The sequence below is a fragment of the Ensifer sp. LC11 genome, assembly GCF_001695835.1.
Taxonomy (GTDB): domain Bacteria; phylum Pseudomonadota; class Alphaproteobacteria; order Rhizobiales; family Rhizobiaceae; genus Ensifer.
This window is the reverse complement of the sequence record NZ_MBSO01000073.1, coordinates 1-23,155: the sequence shown is the minus strand read 5'-3', so window position 1 is coordinate 23,155 and position 23,155 is coordinate 1. Positions and strand designations below refer to the sequence as shown.

Sequence of the window (23,155 nt, the reverse complement as noted above, 5' to 3'; positions counted from 1 at the left end):
CGGTGACTTACGATTTTGCGATCTTCGATTTTGACGGCACGCTCGCGGACACGGCGGTGAGCTTCATGACGGCGTGCAACCTTGCCGCACGGCGCTACGGGTTCCGGGAGCTTTCCGTCGACGAGTTCCAGTCCCTGCGGACGATGGGCAATCGCGAGATTATCGCGCATCTCGGGGTGCCCATGTGGAAGCTGCCGCAGATTGCCACCTTCATGCGCCGCACCATGGCTGCCGACGTTTCGTCGGTACGGCTCTTTCCGGGGGCGGCCGATCTGCTTCTGCGGTTGAAGGCGGCAGACATCGGCATTGCCATTGTCAGTTCGAATGCGGAGGAGGGCATTCGCCTCGCACTCGGCGACGTGGCGGCGACCGTCGATCTCTATGCGTGCGGCGCGGCGCTTTTCGGCAAGGCGCAGCATTTCAAGCGGGCGATCCGCCATTCAGGGCTTGATCCGACGCGCGTCCTGGCGATCGGTGACGAGGCACGTGATATCGAGGCGGCGCGCAAGGCAGGTGTGGCGGCTGGCGCAGTCGGATGGGGCTATGCCGACCCGAGCTTCCTGCAAGGGCTCGGGCCGGACCGGTTCTTCGGCCGAATGGAGGACATCGCGTCGGCCTTCGGCGCCGAAGGCGGCTGACCCCTCAGGCCGCCTTGGCGAGCGCCTGCTGCGCCTCGGCGAAAAGGCGAAGCGAATGCAGTCGCGCCTCCATGTCGAAAATCGGCATGGAGATGATCAGTTCGTCGGCTTTCGTCTGTTCGAGGAAGGTCGCGATCTTCCGGCGGATCGTCTCCGGTCCACCGACGACGGCGTACATCATCGAATGATCGACGAAGATCTTCTCGTCGTAGCTCCAGAGCCCGTCCATGGATTGCACGGGCGGCGGGAATCGTCCGCGCGCATTGCGGCGAAGGGCCACGAAAGACTGTTGCATCGAGGTGAAGAGATAATTCGCCTCTTCGTCGGTGTCGGCGGCAACGCCCATGACACCGACCATGGCATGCGGCTTGTCGAGGGTCTCGGACGGGGTGAAGCGCTCGCGGTAGATCTCGAGCGCCGAGAGCAGCATGTCCGGCGCGAAATGCGAGGCGAAGGCGAAGGGCAGGCCGAGCATGCCGGCGAGGTGGGCGCTGAAATGACTGGAGCCCAACAGCCAGATCGGCACATTGGTATCGGCGCCCGGCACGGCAATGATCTTCTGATCCTCGCCGACAGGGCCGAGCAGCGCCTGCAGTTCGACGACGTCGTTCGGGAAATTGTTGCCGCTCGCCTCCATGTTGCGGCGAAGCGCCTGGGCGGTGCGCATGTCGGTGCCGGGCGCCCGGCCGAGGCCGAGGTCGATCCGGCCCGGATAGAGTGCGGCAAGCGTGCCGAACTGTTCGGCGATCACCAGCGGCGAATGGTTGGGCAGCATGATGCCGCCGGAGCCGACGCGGATTGTCTTTGTCGCTGCCGCCACATGGGAAATCACGATCGAGGTCGCAGCGCTGGCGATGCCCTTCATGCCATGATGTTCGGCAAGCCAGAACCGCTTGTAGCCGTTTTCTTCCGCGGCCTGGGCCAGGCGGCGGGAGTTTTCGAGCGATTGGGCGACGCTGCCGCCTTCGGTGATCGGCGAGAGATCGAGGACGGAGAAAGTCGCCATGGCACATGCCTTCATTGAGAGAAATTGATGAAAGGCTATGTAAGCTCAATTTTCCTCAATCCAAGGGCCCGGGCGAGGATTTCCTGCAGGGTCTTCGGAACTGTGCGTATGTTTTTGTTTTGTTCACTTTTTGCTGGCAGCGTCCGGGCTGGAGACATAGGGTGAAATCCATGCAGAACACGATTCGCATCATCGGCATCGATCCGGGCCTGCGCCGTACCGGTTGGGGCATCATCGAGACGCTCGGCAATTCACTGCGCTTCGTTGCCTCCGGCACGGTGACCTCCGACGGCGAGATGGATCTCGCCTCGCGGCTCTGCCAGCTGCATGACGGCCTTGCCGAGGTCGTGCACAGCTACCAGCCACACGAGGCGGCGGTCGAGCAGACCTTCGTCAACAAGGATGCTACGGCGACACTCAAGCTCGGCCAGGCACGCGGCATCGCCATGCTGGTGCCGGCACGTGCCGGCCTGAGGGTTGCCGAATACGCGCCGAACGCCGTCAAGAAGGCAGTGATCGGCGTCGGGCATGGCGAGAAGCAGCAGATTCACATGATGCTGAAGGTCCTGATGCCGAAAGTCGAGTTCAAGGGCAACGATGCGGCGGACGCGTTGGCGATCGCCATCTGCCATGCCCACAACCGGCAATCGGTGACGAGCCGGCTTGCCGCTTTGATGGCGTAGTTGCGCCCGACCACATTTTTTCCGATGGTCTGATCGACCATCCCGAACCCACCGCGAGAGACGCCATATGATCGGCAAACTGAAGGGTACCATCGACGAGATTGGCGAGGATCACGTCGTGCTTGATGTACATGGCGTCGGCTACGTTGCCTTCTGCTCGGCACGCACCCTGTCCAGGCTCGGTTCGGCAGGCGAGGCGGCGATACTCTTCATCGAGACCTATGTGCGCGAGGACCAGCTGAAGCTGTTTGGCTTTCTCTCGGCACTGGAACGGGAATGGTTCCGGCTGCTGCAGAGCGTGCAAGGGGTCGGCTCGAAGGTGGCGCTTGGCGTGCTTTCGACCCTGACACCGGGCGAACTCGCAAATGCCATCGCGCTGCAGGACAAGACCTCGGTCTCGCGCGCCCCGGGTGTCGGGCCCAAGGTGGCGGTGCGCATCGTCACCGAACTGAAGAACAAGGCGCCGTCCTTTGCCGGTGAGATGTCGGCCACGATCGGCCTCAAGCAGGAACTTGGCGAAGGTGTGGCCTCCGCACCGGTCTCCGATGCGGTTTCGGCGCTCACCAACCTTGGCTACTCGCGTGACCAGGCGGCAAACGCCGTTGCGGCTGCGCTGAAGAATGGCGGTGAAGGCGGCGACAGCGCCAAGCTCATTCGACTTGGCCTGAAGGAACTGGCGCGATGACGGCTTGCGTTGATCGGGCCTGCAGGGCAGAACGCAAAGTGCCCGGCATGATGACGGGCTGCAGCGAGCAGCTGCCCGATCGATTGGAAACGAATGCATGACTGACGCCGCACGCCTGATAGCGCCGGAAAAGCGTGGTGAAGACCTCGACGCGACCATGCGGCCGCAGACGCTGGACGACTTCACCGGCCAGGCGGAAGCACGCGCCAACCTCAAGATCTTCATCGAAGCGGCCAAGAACCGCGGCGAGGCGCTCGACCACGTGCTGTTCGTCGGTCCGCCGGGCCTCGGCAAGACGACGCTCGCGCAGATCATGGCCAAGGAACTCGGCGTCAATTTCCGCTCGACCTCCGGCCCGGTCATTGCCAAGGCCGGCGATCTCGCCGCTCTTCTCACCAATCTCGAAGAGCGCGACGTGCTCTTCATCGACGAAATCCACCGGCTCAATCCGGCGGTCGAAGAAATCCTCTATCCGGCGATGGAAGATTTCCAGCTCGACCTGATCATCGGCGAGGGGCCGGCGGCCCGTTCGGTCAAGATCGATCTCTCCAAGTTCACGCTGGTGGCGGCGACGACCCGTCTCGGCCTGCTGACGACACCACTTCGCGACCGCTTCGGCATTCCGGTGCGGCTCAATTTCTACACGGTCGATGAGCTGGAATCGATCGTGCGGCGTGGTGCTCGACTGATGGGCCTCGGCATGACCGATGACGGTGCGCGCGAGATTGCGCGCCGCGCCCGCGGGACGCCGCGCATCGCCGGCCGACTTCTGCGCCGGGTGCGCGACTTCGCCGAAGTGGCACGCGCCGAAGCCGTGACCCGAGAGATCGCCGACGAGGCGCTGACGCGGCTGCTCGTCGACAATATGGGGCTCGACCAGCTCGACCGCCGCTACCTCTTCATGATCGCGCAGAATTTTGGCGGTGGACCGGTTGGTATCGAGACCATCGCCGCCGGGCTTTCCGAGCCGCGCGACGCGATCGAAGACATCATCGAGCCCTATCTGATCCAGCAGGGCTTCATCCAGCGCACGCCGCGCGGCCGCATTTTGACCGCCAATGCCTGGAAACATATCGGTCTCAATCCACCCAAGGAAGTCGAGGCGGCGCAGTTCCGTCTGACGCTCGAGGACGAATAGATGATCACACGCCGCGGATTGTTGAAGATGATCGGCGGCGGCATCGCCAGCATGGCGGCACTCGGCGGCTACGCCTTCGCTGTCGAGCCGCTGGCACGGCTGAACGTGACCCGTTACAAGCTGACGCCGCCCAATTGGACGCCGGGGCTGAAGCTTCGTGCCGTCGTCCTGACGGACATCCATGCCTGCGAGCCCTGGATGCCGGCGAGCCGCATCGCTTCGATCTGCCGGCAGGCCAACAGTCTTGGCGGTGACATCACGCTGCTGCTCGGCGACTATGTGGCCGGCATGAACCTGGTCACCCGCTACGTGCATTCCAGTGAATGGTCGCAGGCGCTGGCGACACTGACGGCGCCGCTCGGCGTACATGCGGTCATGGGCAATCACGACTGGTGGGAAGACAGGACCGCGCAGAAGAATGGCGGCGGCCCGACCTTCGGGCATAAGGCGCTCCAGGACGTCGGAATCAACGTCTACAGCAACCGGGCGGTGCGACTCGAGAAGGAAGGTCAAGGCTTCTGGATTGCCGGTCTTGAAGATCAGCTCGCCCTGGTGCCCGGCAAGAAGTGGCAGCGCAAGCGCATGAGCGGTCTCGACGATCTCGAGGGTACGCTGGCGCAGGTCAGCGATACCGATCCGGTGATCCTGCTGGCGCACGAACCGGACGTTTTTCCGCGCGTTCCGTCGCGGGTGGCATTGACGTTATCGGGCCACACTCACGGCGGCCAGGTGCGGTTTCTCGGTTATGCGCCGGTGGTGCCCTCGCGCTTCGGCGACCGCTACGCCTATGGCCATATGGTCGAGAACGATTGCAATCTGATCGTGTCGGGCGGCCTTGGCTGCTCGCTCGCGCCAGTTCGTTTCGGCGTGCCGCCCGAAATCGTGGTCATTGATCTCGGCTAGATGGAGAAAAAGTGCCCCACGATAATGAGGCGTGGGTAACGCACGCGAGCACGGTTCAGTTCGATCAGCCGATAGAGGGGCGATGGCAGAGCCATGATCTCCTGGAATTCAACGGCAACAAAGTTCGCTACAGGATCATGCAGGATGCGGAGGCCGGATGGCATGTCCATGACGGAAGCGACGAGTTCTTCATCGTCCTTTCCGGCGAACTCGAAATCGATGTTCGCGAGGGTGGTTCGGAAGGCATCGTCACACGTTACACCCTTCAATCAGGGGACATGATCGCAGTGCACCCGAACACGGAGCATCGCGCGCGCTGCCGAGGCCGTGTCACGTTGCTCGTGATGGATGCCATTGGTCACCTCGGATGAAGCGCACTGGAGGGTAGCGTCATTGAGCGCTGAGGTCCGGCAAACTACCCTCCGCTTCAGACAGGGCCGATGTCTGCCAGCAAATCCCGAATCGTTGTCTTCAGCCGTGCCGTGCCGCCCGGTTGCCAGCCGAGGGCGCGCAGCCTGTCAGTTGACATGACCAGATAGCCCTCCGTCGAGGCGACCTCCGGCAGTCGATGCGGACATCCCGTCAGCGCCTGTACGAGCGCCAGGATTTGTCTCGTATCGAGCAGCAGGTCGGAGACGTTGAAGTCCGCGCCGCTTACCGTGTCCGCATCCGCTTCGAGCATAAGCCGTACGGCGGCGCCAACATCGTCGCCATGGACCTCCGTTCCGAGCCGGGGCTGGATTGGTCTTCCATCGAGGTAGGTCGAAAAAAGCTCGGCCCATTTGTGCCGCCTCCCGGGGCCGGCTGCGCCGTAAACGCCGGTGACGCGCAGGCTCGCGGTCACGAATTCTGCGGTCGCAAGCGCGTGCAGCCGATCTTCGGCCGCGACCTTCACCTCACCGTAAAGCGTGTCGGGATCGGGCGGTGACGTCTCGTCGATGCTTCCGGAGAGCCGGCTGCCGTAGACGGCGCGGCTCGATAGAAACACACAGCGCCTGACGCCTGCACTGCGTGCCATTTCGAACAGGCGTATGGATCCTTCGACGTTGGCGCGATTAAAGCCCTCCGGATCGTCGCCTTCACCGCCGCGGTACTTGCCTTCGACATGCTCGAATGCGGCATGGACGAAGCGATCAATACCATCGAATGCGGCGGTCTGGTCGCGGTCCGGATCGAGAAGCAGCGGTACGAAGGGGAGATCGACTGTGAAGAATCCGGGGTCAGGAGGGCGGCGGCCGCCGATGATGACATCGTAGCCATGCTCGATCAGATGCTCGACGATGAAGCGGCCGACAAAGCCGGCGCCGCCGGCAACCAGCACACGGCTCATGGCCGCACCGGATTGGCCAGCGACGCGATGTCTGGGATGTTCTCTCCGGTGAGATAGGCGAACCAGAGGTCGATCAGCGGCCGCAGGGCTCTAGCGCGTGGGTGATCCTTCTCCCAGGGCTTTTCGTACTGATAGTGCAGCACGCCGATCGCGCGCCAGTCCCAGAGCTCGGGCAGGTTGAACCAGACGTATTGCAGCATGTTCATGGTCACCGGCAGGCCGTGCCAGTCGGGGAAGAAGGTCTGCAGGAAGGTCTGGTCGGTGCGCGGCCAGAAGGCGTCCGGCGCGTCGAGCTGCTCGAGCATGCGCCCAAACGTCTCCAACGACGGCCGGGCGACGAAGACGCCGGAATTCAGCCGGTGAAAGTCCGCGAGGCTTTCATAAACGTTGGGGGCTGCCGAGAATTCCGGATAGGCAAACAGCCGGTCGATGTTCCTGAGCACGATCGCGTCGGCGTCGATGAAGACGCAGCGCCGGTACTCGGTCAGTTGCCAGAGCCTGAGCTTGCAGAAGTTATCGAGCGGTGAGTGAAAGTCCGGCTTGCGGCCCTTGGTGAAGGGCGCCTTCTCATGCACGTTCCGGCGTTGATGGCGCGCGTTGAAGGCATCGGAGAGCGGCAAGAGGTCGGTCTCGGCCAGGCGGCAGCCGAATTCGGCCAGCGGTGCCAGAGCTTCGAGCGAAACGCCGCCGGTATGCAGCACGACGATATCGGCCTCGGTGCCGGTGAGACGAACGGAGCGCGCGAGCGCACGGGCGCCGAGCGCATAGTCGGCATTGGTGACGAGTGTCACGAAGGCATGGTCGGCAGACGGAGGCGAGGAGGGGCTGAGCCCCTCCGAAGGATCGTTCGATGTCATGAAACGGATTTCAGCCGCTTGCCCTCGGGATCGTGGTTGATGAGCGGCGCGATATCCTTGGTCCAGGCGGAGACCGCAGGCACGCGCGTACGATCGACACGATAGGCGAATTTCTTCGCGACATCGACGATTTCCGACAGCAGTCCGTCTTGCAGACGCGTCGGGTTGAGGCCGAGGCCCAAGAATTTCTCGTTGTGTACCACGAGATCGTTCTCTGCCGCTTCCTTGCGGGGGTTTGGCAGCCAGGCGATCTGCGAGCCGGAAATCGCGGCGATCATCTCGGCGAGGTCGCGTACCCGATGGGTCTCGGTCATCTGGTTGAAGATCTCGACGCGGCTGCCGCGGGCCGGCGGGTTCTCGAGTGCAAGCTCGATGCAGCGGACCGAATCCTGGATGTGGATGAAGGCGCGCGTCTGGCCGCCGGTGCCGTGCACGGTCAGCGGGTAGCCGATCGCCGCCTGGATGAGGAAGCGGTTCAAGACCGTGCCATAGTCGCCGTCATAGTCGAAGCGGTTGATCAGCTGAGGGTGGCGCCGCGTCTGCTCGGTGTGGGTGCCCCAGACTATGCCCTGGTGCAGGTCGGTGATCCGGAGCCCATCGTTCTTCGCATAGAACTGGAAGAGCAGCTGATCCAGGCACTTGGTCATGTGGTAGATCGAGCCGGGATTGGACGGATAGAGGATCTCCTGGCTGACGGTTTCGCCGTCCATCGTCTCGATACCAACAGGCAGATAGCCCTCGGGGATCGCGGCGCCGATGGTCGAATAGCCGTAGACGCCCATGGTGCCGAGATGCACGAGATGCGCATCGAGCCCGAGTTCGACCAGCGCATTCAACAGATTGTGCGTGGCGTTGACGTTGTTGTTGACCGTGTAGTTCTTGTGACGGTCGCTCTTCATCGAATAGGGCGCGGCGCGCTGTTCGGCGAAATGCACGATGGCATCCGGGCGATGCTCCGCCAGCCAGTTCTTCAGGAGCTCGTAATCGCGGGCAAGATCGATCAGGTTGAAATGGATGCGGCGACCGGTTTCGGCATGCCAGATGCGGGTGCGTTCCTGGATCGAGTCCATCGGCGTCAGCGATTGCACGCCGAGCTCCGTATCGATCCACCGGCGGGAGAGATTGTCGAGGATGTGAACGTCGTGGCCGGCATCGGACAGGTGAAGGGCCGTGGGCCAGCCGACGAAACCGTCGCCGCCGAGAATTGCAATCTTCATGCACGTTCTCCTGATCGAGGGAAGGAAGTCCGTCACGTGATAGGATAGGATTGTGACAACGCTGCAATGCTTGCAAATGGCTTTTTGTTCCTGCACAGGAAACGGGATATTCTTGCGGAGAAAAGCATGTCCCAGATTTCGCTCGCAGGCGAACTGACCGAAAACGGCCACCGACTGATCCAGCGCGTCTATTACGAAGACACCGACTTTTCCGGCGTTGTCTATCACGCCCGCTACCTGCACTTCATGGAACGTGCCCGAACCGATTTTCTCCGCCTGCTCGGCGTCGAACAGGCGACGCTGGCGATCGAAGGGGACAGCGAAGGCCTCGTCTTCGTCGTGCATCGCATGGAGATCGACTTCAAGGCGCCGGCGCGCATGGACGATGTCCTGACGATCACCACGGTCACGGAAAAAGCCGGCGGCGCCAAGATGGTGCTGCAGCAGGAGATCCGCCGCGGAGAGCAATTGCTGATCGCTGCGAAGGTGATCATCGCCGTGATCAACGGCCAGGGCCGGCCGCGCAGGCTGCCGGAGGCGTTGGCCTACAAGTTCCAGCATGCGAAAGAAAGCGCCGGCTAGGCGCATCGCCACACCGCGGTCATCTGTCCCGAACGCCCCTTTGCGGGGCGTTTTTCTTTGCCCGGACCGCTTCCGGCCCGCGTGTCGGTTTGTCAATTGACAATAATACGTACGTACGTATTATTTCGCCATGTCCAGAAAATCGATACGCGAAAATCTTCTCAAGGCGGGCGATCAGCTCGTATGGAACACAGGCTACGCCGGCACCGGCGTGCGCGACATCGTTGAGGCTGCGGGCGCTCGGCCGGGGTCCTTCACCAACCATTTCGCCTCGAAGGAAGACTTCGTCATCGAGGTGCTCGACCGCTATTTCGCCTATGTCTCGGGTCTCGTCGAAGAGGCGCTTGGCGACAGAAGCGTGCGGCCGGTCGATCGCCTGCGTCGCTATATCGATCTCATCACCGGCAAGCTTGCCGAGGCCGACTACAGCCGCGGCTGCATGATCGGCAATCTCAGCCTCGAAGCCTCGTTCGACAATGAACGACTGCGCGCGCACCTGTCGCGGCTGTTTGAGATCTGGCGCGGCCCGTTCGAGGCTTGCATCGCCGAAGGGCTGGAGAAGGGTGAGATCGCGGCAGTCGGTTCGGCGGCCGAGCTTGCCGATTTCCTGCTCAGCGCCTGGCAGGGTGCGATGCTGCGCATGAAGGTCGACCGTAGTCCGGCGCCGCTTTCGACATTCAGAAGGATCGTTTTTTCAACCGTATTTGATGGAGGAAGGCATGCGTGAAGAGGCATTTGCAGCGGGCAAGTCATTCGTCGACGTGCTCGGATCGTCGATGGCCTATGTCGATCAAGGCGCGGGCCCGACGGTTCTGTTCCTGCACGGCAATCCGACGTCGTCCTATATCTGGCGCAACATCCTGCCCCATGTGGCCTCGGTCGGGCGCTGTGTGGCGCCGGATCTGATCGGTTATGGCCATTCGGCCAAGCCCGATATCGACTATTCCTTCCTCGACCAGTTCCGCTATCTCGAAGCCTTTATCGAAAAGGTCGCGCCTGGCCCTCTCTTCCTGGTCGCGCAGGACTGGGGAACGGCGCTCGCGTTCCACCTTGCAGCACGGCACCCGGAGCAGGTGCTGGGGCTCGCCTTCATGGAATACATCCGGCCGGCCGAAACCTATGAGAGATTCCACCAAAAACCGCAGGCGCGCGAACTGTTTAAGGCGTTCCGGACCCCTGGCGTTGGCGAGCGGCTGATCCTGGAGGAGAACGTGTTCATCGAGCGGGTGGTGCCGAATGCGATCCTGCGCGGGCTGACCGATGAGGAAATGGCCGCCTATCGAGCGCCGTTTCCAGATCCGCCCTCGCGTCGCCCGGTGCTCCGCCTGCCGCGCGAGCTGCCGATCGAGGGTGCGCCAAGCGGGCTCCATGCGATCAGCACCGCCGACCACGCGGTCCTTCGTGCCTCACGCTATCCGAAGCTGTTGTTTTCTGGCGATCCCGGTGCCTTGATCTCGCCGGCCGAAGCGGAAGCCTATGCTGGCGCGCTGACGCACTGCCGTTTGGTGAAACTCGGAGCCGGAGCGCACTATCTGCAGGAGGATCACCCTGACGCAATCGGGATTTCCGTGCGCGCCTGGATCGAGGATCTGCAGCGCGTGGAGGCGGCCTAGCCGGCCTCTTTCACCCCGAGCTTGTCCAGCATCGCCGCGGTCAGCGATTGTCTGGTTCCGGCCATATCCTGCCAGGGGTCCTCGCCGGGCCCGATGCGTTCGAGAATGCCGGGTATATGGAAGCTGTTTGCGGCTTCAAGGTCCGAAAGCTCGTCCCAGCTGACAGGCGTGGCGACTGGTCCGCCTGATCGGGCGCGGGTCGAGTAGGGGGCGATCGCGGTGGCGCCGCGTTCGTTTCTCAGCCAGTCGATGAAGATGAGCCCCTTGCGCTTCTCCTTCGCCATGGTGGCGACGAACCTGTCCGGCTCGCGTTCGGCGAAACCCTGCGCAAAGGCTTTTGCGAATGTCTTGGCTTGCGGCCAGGTCGCACGGGCAGCGAGCGGCACGATCACATGGACGCCCTTGCCACCGGTGACCATCGGCACCGACTTCAGCCCGAGGGCCGAGAGCGCGTCCCTCAAGGCCGTCGCCGCCGTCTTGACGATCGCGAAATCAAGCCCCTCGTCGGGGTCGAGGTCAAAGACGAGCCGGTCGGGCGTTTCAAGCGCATCGAGCCGCGAACCCCAGATGTGGAACTCCAGCGCGCCCATCTGCACCGCGGCGACCAATCCCTTGGCATCGTGCAGGTACATGTAGTTTTCGGTTTCGCCAGAGCCCTCTTTGACGGGGACTTCCCGGATCTCCTCGGGAAAGCCATCACCGGCGTGCTTCTGGTAGAAACGTGGGCCTTTCAGCCCTTGGGGCGCGCGGACGAGCGACAGGAGGTGCCCGGCCGCATAGGGCAGCATGTGATCGGCGACCGCCGCATAATAGCGGGCAAGATCCAGTTTGCTGATGCCCGGTTCCTCGAACAGGATCCGCTCGGGATGTGTGATCTTGATGCCGGAAACGATCTCTTCGGAAGCGGCTGGACGCGTCTTCGCGCGTGTTGCGCCCGGGGCCTCGGCCGTCTTGGCGGCTCGCTTGCCGTTGCCACGGTTGGTGGAAGCATTTCCGGATTCGGTCATCCTAATCACCCGCAACGCGTTTTCACAACCACGGCCTTCTGGTCGGCTCGGAGATCGGCACGGCCGTGGCTTCAAGGGCACGATACCGCGAGAACGACGCCTTGCCGCAACGTTTGGTCGTGGATCGGGCCGTGGCTAAAGAAACGTGTCGGGCTCGGGTAAGTTCCGCTTGCCAGGTGATACTGCAAAGACACACCGCAGTAACGGTCTCTTAACCATAATGGTGTCTTAATCACCGCATCAGGATTTGTGCAGTGCACGTCATCCTTTGACCAAAATTGACGGCAAGAAGGCAACCTAAAGCTAATAAAGGTCGCGATGGTGCGATCTGCGGCGGTGCCGGGCATTCTTGCAAACAGGACGTTTGGGCTACCCGGTCACGAGCATGAACCGCTCTTGCCGGGTGTTTGGATTCGGGGACTGAAGACGATGGAACAGGTTGGATTGGCCGCGGCGACGCACGATGTGAGCCTCTGGTCGCTATTCATGCAAGCGGGCTTCGTCGTGAAGCTGGTCATGCTGGGGCTGGTCGCAGCCTCCGTCTGGACCTGGGCGATCGTCGTCGACAAGACGCTGAACTATGGCCGCGTTCGCCGCCAGCTCGACAGCTTCGAGCAGGTGTTCTGGTCCGGCCAGTCGCTCGAAGAGCTCTACCGCACGCTTGCCGACCGGCAGACGGCCGGTATGGGAGCGATCTTCGTTTCCGCCATGCGGGAATGGAAGAAGAGCTTCGAGCGTGGTGCCCGCTCGCCGATCGGCCTGCAGATGCGTATCGACCGCGCCATGGACGTGACGCTCGCCCGGGAATCGGAATCGCTGGAGGCCCGCCTCGGTTCGCTCGCGACCATCGGCTCGGCCGCCCCGTTCATCGGCCTCTTCGGCACCGTCGTCGGTATCATGACCTCGTTCCAGGCGATCGCCGGTTCGAAGTCGACCAACCTTGCGGTCGTGGCACCGGGTATCGCCGAAGCGCTGCTCGCCACCGCGATCGGCCTTCTCGCCGCTATTCCGGCGGTTATCGCCTACAACAAGTTCTCGGCCGATGCCGGCAAGATCTCGGCGCGCATGGAAGCCTTCGCCGACGAGTTCTCCGCGATCCTGTCGCGTCAGATCGACGAGAAGCTCCAGAGCCCGCGCCAGGCCGCGCAATAATCGCCACAGAATACGGAGACCACGCTGATGGGTATGTCGGTTGGCGGAGCCAAGGGTTCGGGCGGCGGTCGTCGTCGCCGCGGCGGCAAGAAAGCCGTGATGAGCGAGATCAACGTCACGCCGTTCGTCGACGTCATGCTCGTGCTCCTGATCATTTTCATGGTGGCAGCACCGATGATGACGGTCGGCGTGCCAATCGACCTGCCGGAAACGCAGGCAAAGGCGCTGAATTCCGACACGCAGCCGATCACTGTCTCGGTCAATCCGGCCGGCGAGATCTACCTGCAGGAAACGCCGATCGCGATCGATGAGGTCGTGCCGAAGCTCGAGGCGATCGCCACGACCGGCTACAACGAGCGCATCTATGTGCGCGGCGACACCAACGCCGACTATGGCACGGTCATGAAGGTCATGGCCCGCATCTCGGCCGCCGGTTTCAAGAACCTCGGCCTCGTCACGCTGCAAGAACAGGAAAAGTGATCGTCCACGATGAAGGGCAGTCTCGCTACATCTGCTGTCCTCCACGCCATGGTCTTGACCTGGGCGCTGGTGTCGCTTGGCAGCCCGGCTGACTTTCAGGTCGCCGACGTCGAGGCTTTGCCTGTCGACATCGTTCCCTATTCGGAAATGACGCAGGTACAGCAGGGCGACAAGAAGGCACCGAAGAAGGAGCATTCGTCGCCGGTCCCGACCAAGCGTCCGGAAACGAACCAGCCGGCCGAAAACGTCGGCGACAACGACACCGACCTGAAGACACCGCCGACGCCGAACGCCAAGCCGTCGAAGAGCGAAGCCACGGCATCGCCGGAAAAGAACGAAAAGCCCGAACCGACGCCTGATCCGGTCGAGCAGGAGATCAAGAAGGTCGAGGAGACCAAACCCGCTTCCGAGCCTGCGACCGAAGTCGCGGCCCTGCCGGAACCGAAGCAGGAAGTGAAGCCGGAGACGAAGCCGGATCCGGCGCCAGCCGAAGAAAAGCCGGCGGAGAACCCGCAAGCCGAAGCGCTGCCCGAAAAGGTGCCGACGCCGGCTGCAAAGCCCAAGGTCGAAAAGCCGGCCCAGAGCGCCAAGACGCCGGATCGCAAGAACGAGCAGACGCCGAAGGAACAGAAGAAGGCGGCGTCCACCGAGGAAAGCAAGTTCAACGCCGATGAGATTGCCGCGCTGCTCAACCGGCAGGATCCGTCGGCCGGTGGTGCCAAGAGCTCTAAGCAAGAGGCGGCACTCGGCGGCAAGAAGACCGTCGGCGTCGGCCTCAGCGCCAACGAGATCGATGGCGTCAAGGGCCAGATCCAGAGCAATTGGGCACTGACCGCCGGTTTGACTGGCGTCGCGGAGGTTCGCGTCACGATCCGCGTGCAGCTCGATCCGACCGGCAACATCGTCGGCGAACCTGAGGTCACCGCAACCGGTGGACCGGAAGGAACGCGCCGCGCTGTCGAAAGCAGCACCATGCGCGCGCTCCGTCGCTCGGTTCCCCTGCAAAACCTGCCACCTGAAAAATATGATGGCGAAAAAGGATGGAATACCCTCGTGCTGAACTTCGACCCCTCGGAATTCGCACTCTAGAGCTGCCCGGATTGGAACCATGCCGGACAGCCAACGACAACCGTACAAACCCTTCGTATTTAAGCTGAAAGGCTTGTCTCTATGATCAAGGTCTCCCTTTTCCGTGCCCTGATGGTGGCCGCGGGCATATTAGCCGCCGTCGTGGCGGTGGCACCGGCGCACGCAGAAGTCGTCATCGAGCTCAACAAGGGCAAGGTCGAGCCCTTGCCGATCGCGGTTACCGACTTCCTGCAGGGTGAGCTCGGTCAGAAGATCTCCGACGTGGTCGCAGCGGACCTGAAGCGTTCGGGCCTGTTCGCACCGATCAACAAGGGTGCTTTCATCGAGAAGATCAGCAACCCGGATGCGACGCCGCGGTTCGAGGACTGGAAGGTCATCAACGCGCAGGCGATCGTCACTGGTCGCGTGACACAGGAAGGCGACGGCAGGCTGAAGGCCGAGTTCCGACTCTGGGATACCTTCGGCGCGAAGCAGATCACCGGGCAGCAGTTCTTCACGCAGCCGGAAAACTGGCGCCGTGTCGCCCATATCATCGCCGACGCGATCTATGAAAGCGTTACCGGTGAGAAGGGATACTTCGACACCCGTGTCGTCTATGTCGCCGAAAGCGGCCCGAAGACGGCCCGCAAGCGCGAGCTCGCGATCATGGACCAGGACGGCTTCAATGCCCGCGCGCTCACCAATTCCAACGACATCGTTCTGACGCCGCGTTTCTCGCCGAACCGCCAGGAAGTCACCTACATGTCGTTCGAAAACCAGCAGCCGCGCGTCTATCTGCTGCAGCTCGAAACCGGACAGCGCGAAGTCGTCGGCAACTTCCCCGGGATGACCTTCTCGCCGCGCTTCTCCCCGGACGGCCAGCGCGTGATCATGAGCCTGCAGCAGGATGGCAACGCCAACATCTACACGATGGACCTGCGCTCGCGGACCACGACGCGCCTCACCAACACGGCAGCGATCGACACGGCGCCGTCCTATTCGCCCGACGGCAGCCAGATCGCCTTTGAAAGCGATCGCGGCGGCGGCCAGCAGATCTACGTCATGGGTGCTGACGGCTCCGGTCAGCGCCGCATCTCCTTCGGCGACGGTCGCTATTCGACGCCCGTCTGGTCTCCGCGCGGCGACCTCATCGCCTTCACCAAGCAGTCGGGCGGCAAGTTCTCGATCGGCGTGATGAAGCCCGACGGTTCGGCTGAACGCATCCTGACCACGGGCTTCCACAACGAAGGCCCGACCTGGGCGCCGAACGGCCGCGTCTTGATGTTCTTCCGCCAGAACGCCGGTGCCGGCGGACCGCAGCTCTATTCGATCGATATCTCCGGTTACAACGAACAGCCGATCCCGACGAAGGGCTTTGCATCCGACCCGGCCTGGTCGCCGCTGCTGGAGTAGTTGACGACGACGAGCGGGATGCGGGCGGAAAACCGCATACACTTTTCCTCATCCCGCTCTAACCTGACCCAATTTGCGGCGGGGAATGTGGCGGAGATGCCGCTTTCTCGCCGCAAAGTGCTGGTCTAGCAGGCGCCGAGACGAAATTATCGATTTGTTAACCATAACTGTTGAAAAGCGATTAACCGCTTCCGGTTACAGTCTGGCAACCGTGAATTCAGACACTTCTCAAGGAGACCGGCGCATGAGCCGAATTGACACCCCGGCCGTAGGCCGCATGCAGACCATCGCTCGCAACCCGGTCATGATCGCCCTGGTCATGACACTTGCCATCGCTGGCTGTGCATCGAAGAAGAACCTGCCGAACAATGCCAACGAGCTCGGTCTCGGCGGCGCCGGTGCTGCAACGCCGGGCTCGCAGCAGGACTTCACCGTCAATGTCGGCGACCGCATCTTCTTCGACACCGACTCCACCTCGATCCGTGCCGACGCGCAGCAGACGCTTGCCCGTCAGGCTCAGTGGCTCGCCAAGTATCCGAACTACGCGATCACGATCGAAGGCCACGCCGACGAACGCGGCACGCGCGAATACAACCTGGCGCTCGGCGCCCGCCGTGCGGCCTCCACCCGCGATTACCTCATCAGCCAGGGCGTTCCGTCGAACCGTATGAAGACGATCTCCTACGGCAAGGAAAAGCCGGTCGCCGTCTGCGACGACATCTCGTGCTGGTCACAGAACCGCCGCGCCGTTACCGTTCTCGGTGGCGCCGGCATGTAACTTCGCGGCCGAGCCTGCTCGGCCCCGAAGCATGACGTGGTCCGAGGGGGCGCATAGTGTTCCTGAAATCACAGACTGCTAAAATATAAGGGCGGCTCTCAGCCGCCCTTTGCTTTTTTACCACACTTTGGCCGAACTCCGTTGCTTTTTCAGGGTAATTGGAAAACTGTGCGGCATTCACCCAGTTGACTCGGCGAGATGTATTGCGGGCCCCGGATCAAGGGTGGGACAACCGGTATTCGAACAGGACAAATGAAATGAAGAAATTTGTCGTGGCGGGGCTGATCGGTCTTGCGACCCTTGCGGGTCTTGGCCAGACGGCGAACGCCATGCCGCTTTCAGGGCTGCTGGCCCGAACGACCGAAACCAACGCCGGGGCACAGCAGAACCTGCCTGTGGTGAAGGTGCAGTCGGTCGAAACCGCACGGATTGGCCAGCTTGAAGAACAGATCCGCTCGCTCAACGGGCGTATCGAAGAAATGAGCTTCCAGCTCCTGCAGATGCAGGAACAGATCCGGAAGTTCCAGGAGGACAACGAGTTCCGCTTCCAGGATCTGGAAAGCGGCAAGGCCTCCCCGAAGAAGAGTGGCGCTCTGCAGACGCCGAGAACCAACGACCAGGCGTCCGTCACCCCGGGGGTGACGGATAGCCAGACCATGGCGCCGGCAGGTGGCGACACGGCGTCCACGGGCGTTTCGCCGGGCGTGAGCCAGGGCGCCAACGGCTCTGCAGCGCCGACGACGCTCGGCCAGATCGTTTTCGACGAGAACGGCAATCCGGTTGCAGCCACGACGGACGCACAGCCGGGCGCCAATGCCACTGTTCCGGGCGTTGAAACCGGCGCAGGTTCGCCCAACGACGGCGGCTTGAACAGCAACCCTGGCAGCCAGCAGACCGCGTCGCTCGACAATCCGGGCGATCTCTACCAGTCGGCCTACGGTCATGTTCTCTCGGGCGACTACAGCACCGCCGAGCAGGAATTCGGCGACTATCTGGCGGCGTTCCCGAAGGGCGACAAGGCGGCAGATGCCAGCTTCTGGCTGGGCGAAGCGCAATATTCGCAGGGCAAGTACAGCGACGCTGCCAAGACCTTCCTCAACGCCCATCAGGCCCACGGCAAATCACCGAAGGCACCGGAAATGCTGTTGAAGCTCGGCATGTCGCTGGGTGCGCTCGACAACAAGGAAACGGCCTGCGCGACGCTGCGCGAGGTCAACAAGCGCTATCCCAAGGCCTCGCCCGCGGTAAAGGCAAAGGTGACGAGCGAGCAGAGCCGCTTTGGCTGCTGAGGCTCAAGCGCCGATGGCCGTTGTCGAAACGGCAAAACGATTTCTTTCATCCTTCGACAGGCCAGCTCGCATTCTTGTCGCCGTCTCCGGCGGAAGCGACTCGAAGGGATTGCTTCTCGCCCTCAACGAGGCGATCGAGGCAAGCAGGCCAAACGAATTCTCTCTCACTGCCTGTACCGTTGATCATGCACTGCGGTCGGAATCGGCCGAAGAGGCGCGTGGTGTCGCGGCATTCTGCGAGAGCCTGAGCGTACCGCATATCATCGCGACATGGGATGGGCCGAAGCCCAAAACCGGCATTCAGGCGGCGGCACGCGAGGCGCGGTATCGCTTGCTGGCGGATGCTGCGGAGCAGTTCAAGGCTTGCTGCATCGTCACCGGCCACACGCGCGATGATCAGCGCGAGACGGTGCTGATGCGCTCGCAGCGCGGTGCGGGGCCCGGTATCGCCGGCATGGCGGCAGCCACCCTTTATGACCGTCGCTTCTGGGTGCTGCGTCCCTTCCTGACGGTTGATCGCGCATCCATTCGCACCTTTCTCACAGAACAAGGCATGGTTTGGTTCGACGATCCGAGCAATGCCAACCTTCGTTTCGAGCGGGTACGCGCACGGGCCTGGCTGGCGTCGGCGCCGGAGGTGAGGACCGGTGTCTGGGATGCCCGCTCCCGGGCGCGTTCCTCGGCGGCCGCTGCCGCGCTGCTTCACCGTCATGTGCGGGTGCATGCGGGGCTGGTGGCGGAGATCTCGCCTGTCATGGCGGACCGATGCCGGGACGCCGATGAGCAACGGGCACTGCTCGCGCTTGCGAGCGTGATCGGCGGCCGTGCACATCTGCCTGCGGCAGAGACTGTGGATCGGCTGGCGCGCTTCCTGGAAGGGACGATACCCGGACGGCTGACGGCCGGGCGAACCGTCTTCGACCGCCGCGCGAGCGGGCTCTATCTCTATCGCGAGGCGCGGGGGCTGACGGAGCTGACACTGGCGGCCGACGAGAGCGGGATATGGGACGGCCGGTTCCTGGTGCGCAACACCGGGAACAGCCCTCTGTTCGTGCGTGCGGAGGGCGGCCATGGACCACAACAGCAGAGACTTATTGCCGCAGGCGTTCCACCGGGCGTTGCCGGCCGCGCATCGCTCGCGGCTCCGCAAATCCTGTCCGAAGACGGCAAAAATGTCGCATCTGCCACAATGGAGCCGCGGATCGGGCTCTACGACACCTTTTTGCCGGGTTTCGACAGGATCATGGCCGATGGGATCGCCGGATTGTTCGGACGACAGCGTTATCTTCCGCCGCCGGTTCACGATCTATTGACAGAAATGGAACGGTAGCCGGCGGTTTGCCTTGGCAATACGCCACCAGAACCCTATGTTAGGGAGCAAGACAGCGGCCCGCGAAATGCGCGGGTCGTGACAGGTTCCGGGGAGTTCGATGAACCCTAATTTTCGTAATCTTGCCCTTTGGGCAATCATAGCGCTTCTGCTGATCGCGCTGTTCAGCATGTTCCAGCAGCCGACGGAGCGCACCGGCTCGCGCGAGATTCCGTTCTCGCAGTTCCTCAAGGACGTGGATGCGAGCCGCGTCAAGGAAGTCGTGATCACCGGCTCGAAAGTGATCGGCAGCTATTCCGAAAGCGGCGCAACGTTCCAGACCTACGCGCCATCCGTTGATACGGCGCTGACAGAGCGCCTCGAAGCCAAGGACGTGACGGTCACGGTTCGCCCGGAAACCGACGGTTCGTCCGGCTTCCTCAGCTATATCGGCACCCTTCTGCCGATGCTTCTGATCCTCGGCGTCTGGCTGTTCTTCATGCGCCAGATGCAAGGCGGCTCGCGCGGCGCCATGGGTTTCGGCAAGTCCAAGGCCAAGCTTCTGACCGAGGCGCATGGCCGCGTGACCTTTGACGACGTCGCCGGTGTCGACGAAGCCAAGCAGGACCTGGAAGAAATCGTCGAATTCCTGCGCGATCCGCAGAAGTTCCAGCGCCTGGGCGGACGCATTCCGCGCGGCGTGCTGCTCGTCGGTCCTCCGGGTACCGGCAAGACGCTGCTCGCCCGCTCGGTTGCCGGCGAAGCCAATGTGCCGTTCTTCACCATTTCCGGTTCGGACTTCGTCGAAATGTTCGTCGGCGTCGGCGCCAGCCGCGTGCGCGACATGTTCGAGCAGGCCAAGAAAAATGCGCCCTGCATCATCTTCATCGACGAAATCGACGCCGTCGGCCGCCATCGTGGCGCCGGTCTCGGCGGCGGCAACGACGAGCGCGAACAGACGTTGAACCAGTTGCTGGTCGAGATGGACGGCTTCGAAGCCAACGAGGGCATCATCCTGATCGCGGCGACCAACCGTCCTGACGTTCTCGATCCGGCGCTTCTGCGTCCGGGCCGCTTCGACCGCCAGGTCGTCGTGCCGAACCCGGATATCAACGGCCGCGAACGCATCCTCAAGGTGCATGTACGCAACGTGCCGCTGGCGCCGAATGTTGACCTCAAGGTGCTCGCACGCGGCACGCCCGGCTTCTCCGGTGCCGACCTCATGAACCTTGTCAACGAAGCTGCCCTGATGGCCGCCCGTCGCAACAAGCGTCTTGTCACCATGCTCGAATTCGAGGATGCCAAGGACAAGATCATGATGGGTGCTGAGCGTCGTTCGTCGGCGATGACCGAGGCCGAGAAGAAGCTGACCGCCTATCACGAAGCCGGTCACGCCATCCTGGCGCTGAACGTCCCTTCGGCCGATCCGCTGCACAAGGCGACGATCATCCCGCGCGGTCGCGCACTCGGAATGGTCATGCAGCTGCCGGAAGGCGACCGCTATTCGATGAGCTATAAGTGGATGGTCTCGCGGCTCGCTATCATGATGGGCGGCCGGGTTGCCGAAGAGCTGACCTTCGGCAAGGAGAACATCACGTCAGGCGCATCCTCCGACATCGAGCAGGCGACCAAGCTTGCCCGTGCGATGGTGACGCAGTGGGGCTTCTCCGATCAGCTCGGTCAGGTTTCCTACGGCGAGAACCAGCAGGAAGTCTTCCTCGGCCACTCGGTGGCGCAGCAGAAGAACGTGTCGGAAGCGACCGCTCAGAAGATCGACAACGAAATCCGTCGTCTGATCGATGAGGCCTACGAGACCGCGCGCAAGATCCTGACCGACAAGAACCACGAATTCGTGGCGCTTGCCGAAGGTCTGCTCGAATATGAGACGCTGACCGGCGAAGAAATCAAGGCGCTGATCCGCGGCGAGAAGCCGGCGCGCGACCTTGGTGACGACACGCCTCCGCATCGTGGCTCGGCTGTTCCTTCGGCCGGCGCCAAGAAGGAAGGCGCACCCGGCAGCAAGGGTGAAGAATCCGAAGGCGGGTTCGAGCCGCAGCCGCAATAAGCGACATTTTGGCGATGTGTAAGAGCCGCCGTTCCTTAACGGGAGCGGCGGCTTTTCGTTGGTGAATTGGCGGCTGGCATTTGGTAACGGGATGTAATGATTTCTGATGCTAGGCTTGCTGCCGTTTGCTGCGCTTTTGTGTCAAAGAAGACAAATGTGTTTGCGATCGCAGGCCAAAGGTTGGCCCGAGGGTCCAAGGCGAACGGCAACCGCCGACATGAAATGAGGTCCGGTCAATGAAACCCAGTCGCGCACCACGCAGACAGGCGAAGCTGGCAAAGCCAGCGCTGACCCGGCAGAACGATGGAGCTCTTATGAAGCGTAAGTATTTCGGCACCGACGGTATCCGCGGCCAGTCCAACATGTTTCCGATGACGCCGGATCTGGCGATGCGCGTCGGTATCGCCGTCGGGACGATCTTTCGTAACGGTGCCCACCGTCACCGCGTGGTGATCGGCAAGGACACGCGTCTTTCCGGTTACATGCTCGAAAATGCCATGGTGGCGGGCTTTACCGCGGCTGGCCTCGACGTCTTCCTGCTCGGGCCGATCCCGACGCCGGGCGTTGCCATGCTCACCCGGTCGCTGCGCGCCGATATCGGCGTGATGATCTCGGCCTCGCACAACCCCTTCCAGGACAACGGCATCAAGCTTTTCGGACCTGACGGCTACAAGCTTTCCGACGACATCGAAGAGAAGATCGAGGCGCTGCTCGACCAGGATCTCTCGGGGCAGTTGGCAAAATCCGAAGACATCGGCCGGGCGAAGCGCGTGGATGGCGACATCTACCGCTACCTGGAGCACGCAAAGCGCACGCTGCCACGCGATGTTACCCTTCAGGGCCTCCGGATTGCCATCGATTGCGCGAACGGTGCTGCCTACAAGGTGGCGCCGACCGCGCTTTGGGAACTGGGCGCGGAAGTCGTGACCATCGGAACGGAACCGAACGGGCAAAATATCAATCTCGATTGCGGCTCTACTCATCCGGCAGCGCTGTCGAAGAAGGTCCATGAGGTGCGGGCCGACATCGGTATCGCGCTCGATGGTGACGCCGATCGTGTGCTGATCGTCGACGAGAACGGTACCGTCATCGACGGTGACCAGCTCATGGCCGTTATCGCCGATAGCTGGGCGGAAGACGGGATGCTGCGCGGCGGTGCCGTTGCCGCCACCGTCATGTCCAATCTCGGCCTCGAACGCTATCTGAAGGGCCGCGGCATCGACCTGCGTCGCACCAAGGTCGGCGACCGTTACGTGGTTGAGCAGATGCGCCAGGACGGCTTGAATGTCGGCGGCGAGCAATCGGGCCACATCGTGCTCTCGGATTTCGGTACGACAGGCGATGGCCTCGTGGCGGCGCTGCAGATCCTTGCGGTCGTCAAGCGTCAGGGCAGGGCGGTGAGCGAGGTGTGCCACCGTTTCGAACCTGTACCGCAGATCTTGAAGAACGTTCGTGTTTCCGCCGGCAAGCCGCTCGAAGATGCAACGGTGCGCCAGGCGATTGCCGATGCGGAATCCGAACTTGCCAAGTCCGGCCGTCTGCTCATCCGCCCCTCAGGCACCGAGCCGCTCATCCGCGTCATGGCGGAAGGCGATGATCGCGGCCAGGTCGAGCGTATCGTCGATGAGCTGGTCAACGTCATCGGCAGCGTGCGCAATGCCGCCTGAGGCCTGAAACGATCGATTTCCCTCCAGGGCCGGTGTGACGCACCGGCCTCTTTTTTATCCTGGTGGCGCGTCGGGAATGCCATGCGCTGAGGATTTCTCCTGCATTCAATGCGCCGCCATCCGACCCGGACGCCTTTGTGCTTTCGGGCCGAAGCAGCTCTAGGACGAATCGACATTCATCGCAGCCAGATCATTGCGGCGAGGAGATAGACGAAGCCTTCGAAGTGGATTGTTCTGCGGTCGTATCGGGTGGCGAAGCGTCGGAAGTGCTTCAT

At 62.5% G+C, this 23,155-nt stretch carries 22 protein-coding genes and 1 pseudogene; 18 read left to right on the top strand and 5 right to left on the bottom strand.

What is annotated here, in order from left to right; translation table 11 throughout:
- Positions 1 to 2 precede the first annotated feature (2 nt).
- Positions 3 to 638 carry an HAD hydrolase-like protein gene (locus BBX50_RS28320; protein WP_065778624.1) on the top strand — a complete coding sequence of 212 codons (636 nt, stop codon included), beginning with the start codon at positions 3 to 5 and terminating at the stop codon, positions 636 to 638.
- 4 nt (positions 639 to 642) lie between these two features.
- Here BBX50_RS28320 and BBX50_RS28315 read toward each other — a convergent pair whose 3' ends face one another.
- Complete coding sequence (locus tag BBX50_RS28315) at positions 643 to 1,644, bottom strand: LLM class flavin-dependent oxidoreductase (RefSeq protein ID WP_065778623.1); 1,002 nt, start codon at positions 1,642 to 1,644, stop codon at positions 643 to 645.
- 170 nt (positions 1,645 to 1,814) lie between these two features.
- On the opposite strand from BBX50_RS28315, the gene ruvC reads away from it, so the two are divergent.
- From ruvC to BBX50_RS28290, 5 genes are all read left to right on the top strand, one after another.
- Positions 1,815 to 2,327, top strand: a complete 513-nt coding sequence (ruvC, locus tag BBX50_RS28310; protein WP_065778622.1) for a crossover junction endodeoxyribonuclease RuvC — start codon at positions 1,815 to 1,817, stop codon at positions 2,325 to 2,327.
- A gap of 67 nt (positions 2,328 to 2,394) precedes the next feature.
- The gene (gene ruvA / locus BBX50_RS28305; protein ID WP_065778621.1) at positions 2,395 to 3,012 is read left to right on the top strand and encodes a Holliday junction branch migration protein RuvA; all 618 of its coding nucleotides are present in this window, start codon (positions 2,395 to 2,397) and stop codon (positions 3,010 to 3,012) included.
- A gap of 97 nt (positions 3,013 to 3,109) precedes the next feature.
- The gene (gene ruvB / locus BBX50_RS28300) at positions 3,110 to 4,150 is read left to right on the top strand and encodes a Holliday junction branch migration DNA helicase RuvB (protein WP_065778620.1); all 1,041 of its coding nucleotides are present in this window, start codon (positions 3,110 to 3,112) and stop codon (positions 4,148 to 4,150) included.
- Positions 4,151 to 5,053, top strand: coding sequence for a metallophosphoesterase (locus BBX50_RS28295; protein WP_065778619.1), 903 nt, complete (start codon positions 4,151 to 4,153; stop codon positions 5,051 to 5,053).
- Between the two features lie 11 nt (positions 5,054 to 5,064).
- Complete coding sequence (locus tag BBX50_RS28290; protein ID WP_065778618.1) at positions 5,065 to 5,424, top strand: cupin domain-containing protein; 360 nt, start codon at positions 5,065 to 5,067, stop codon at positions 5,422 to 5,424.
- A gap of 56 nt (positions 5,425 to 5,480) precedes the next feature.
- On the opposite strand, the gene BBX50_RS28285 is transcribed toward BBX50_RS28290, so the two are convergent.
- Genes BBX50_RS28285 through BBX50_RS28275 form a run of 3 tightly spaced genes read right to left on the bottom strand, consistent with a single transcriptional unit; the run spans position 5,481 to position 8,457 of the window.
- Complete coding sequence (locus tag BBX50_RS28285; protein WP_065778617.1) at positions 5,481 to 6,383, bottom strand: NAD(P)-dependent oxidoreductase; 903 nt, start codon at positions 6,381 to 6,383, stop codon at positions 5,481 to 5,483.
- Complete coding sequence (locus tag BBX50_RS28280; RefSeq protein WP_065778616.1) at positions 6,380 to 7,240, bottom strand: glycosyltransferase; 861 nt, start codon at positions 7,238 to 7,240, stop codon at positions 6,380 to 6,382. The genes BBX50_RS28285 and BBX50_RS28280 overlap by 4 nt, the downstream gene beginning before the upstream one ends.
- A complete protein-coding gene (locus BBX50_RS28275) occupies positions 7,237 to 8,457 on the bottom strand; it encodes an NAD-dependent epimerase/dehydratase family protein (RefSeq protein WP_065778615.1) in 1,221 nt (406 codons plus the stop codon). The genes BBX50_RS28280 and BBX50_RS28275 overlap by 4 nt, the downstream gene beginning before the upstream one ends.
- A 126-nt stretch (positions 8,458 to 8,583) precedes the next feature.
- On the opposite strand from BBX50_RS28275, the gene ybgC reads away from it, so the two are divergent.
- The 3 genes from ybgC to BBX50_RS28260 all read left to right on the top strand — a co-directional run bounded on the left by ybgC (position 8,584) and on the right by BBX50_RS28260 (position 10,652).
- A complete protein-coding gene (gene ybgC / locus BBX50_RS28270) occupies positions 8,584 to 9,039 on the top strand; it encodes a tol-pal system-associated acyl-CoA thioesterase (RefSeq protein WP_065778767.1) in 456 nt (151 codons plus the stop codon).
- Positions 9,040 to 9,169: 130 nt separating this feature from the next.
- Positions 9,170 to 9,766, top strand: coding sequence for a TetR/AcrR family transcriptional regulator (locus BBX50_RS28265; protein WP_065778614.1), 597 nt, complete (start codon positions 9,170 to 9,172; stop codon positions 9,764 to 9,766).
- Positions 9,759 to 10,652, top strand: a complete 894-nt coding sequence (locus tag BBX50_RS28260) for a haloalkane dehalogenase (RefSeq protein WP_065778766.1) — start codon at positions 9,759 to 9,761, stop codon at positions 10,650 to 10,652. Before BBX50_RS28265 ends, BBX50_RS28260 begins: the two co-directional genes overlap by 8 nt.
- On the opposite strand, the pseudogene ligD reads toward BBX50_RS28260, so the two are convergent.
- A pseudogene (ligD, locus tag BBX50_RS28255) lies at positions 10,649 to 11,542 on the bottom strand (non-homologous end-joining DNA ligase); the annotation flags it as partial. The gene BBX50_RS28260 and the pseudogene ligD overlap by 4 nt on opposite strands.
- Positions 11,543 to 12,088: 546 nt before the next feature.
- On the opposite strand from ligD, the gene tolQ reads away from it, so the two are divergent.
- From tolQ to glmM, 9 genes are all read left to right on the top strand, one after another.
- Positions 12,089 to 12,811, top strand: a complete 723-nt coding sequence (gene tolQ, locus BBX50_RS28250) for a protein TolQ (RefSeq protein ID WP_065778613.1) — start codon at positions 12,089 to 12,091, stop codon at positions 12,809 to 12,811.
- 27 nt (positions 12,812 to 12,838) lie between these two features.
- Positions 12,839 to 13,291, top strand: coding sequence for a protein TolR (gene tolR / locus BBX50_RS28245; protein ID WP_065778612.1), 453 nt, complete (start codon positions 12,839 to 12,841; stop codon positions 13,289 to 13,291).
- A 9-nt stretch (positions 13,292 to 13,300) separates the two neighbouring features.
- Positions 13,301 to 14,380 carry a hypothetical protein gene (locus BBX50_RS28240; protein WP_065778611.1) on the top strand — a complete coding sequence of 360 codons (1,080 nt, stop codon included), beginning with the start codon at positions 13,301 to 13,303 and terminating at the stop codon, positions 14,378 to 14,380.
- A gap of 81 nt (positions 14,381 to 14,461) precedes the next feature.
- Positions 14,462 to 15,772, top strand: coding sequence for a Tol-Pal system beta propeller repeat protein TolB (tolB, locus tag BBX50_RS28235; RefSeq protein ID WP_065778610.1), 1,311 nt, complete (start codon positions 14,462 to 14,464; stop codon positions 15,770 to 15,772).
- Between the two features lie 244 nt (positions 15,773 to 16,016).
- Positions 16,017 to 16,550: a peptidoglycan-associated lipoprotein Pal gene (pal, locus tag BBX50_RS28230; protein ID WP_065778609.1), complete on the top strand. Its 534-nt coding sequence runs from the start codon at positions 16,017 to 16,019 to the stop codon at positions 16,548 to 16,550.
- A 257-nt stretch (positions 16,551 to 16,807) separates the two neighbouring features.
- On the top strand, positions 16,808 to 17,839 hold the full coding sequence (gene ybgF, locus BBX50_RS28225) for a tol-pal system protein YbgF (protein WP_065778608.1): 1,032 nt from the start codon (positions 16,808 to 16,810) through the stop codon (positions 17,837 to 17,839).
- A 13-nt stretch (positions 17,840 to 17,852) separates the two neighbouring features.
- Entirely contained in the window at positions 17,853 to 19,169 is a 1,317-nt protein-coding gene (gene tilS / locus BBX50_RS28220; RefSeq protein WP_065778607.1) for a tRNA lysidine(34) synthetase TilS, read from the top strand.
- A 100-nt stretch (positions 19,170 to 19,269) separates the two neighbouring features.
- Entirely contained in the window at positions 19,270 to 21,213 is a 1,944-nt protein-coding gene (ftsH, locus tag BBX50_RS28215) for an ATP-dependent zinc metalloprotease FtsH (RefSeq protein ID WP_065778606.1), read from the top strand.
- A 314-nt stretch (positions 21,214 to 21,527) separates the two neighbouring features.
- On the top strand, positions 21,528 to 22,880 hold the full coding sequence (gene glmM / locus BBX50_RS28210; protein WP_065778605.1) for a phosphoglucosamine mutase: 1,353 nt from the start codon (positions 21,528 to 21,530) through the stop codon (positions 22,878 to 22,880).
- Positions 22,881 to 23,155 lie beyond the last annotated feature (275 nt).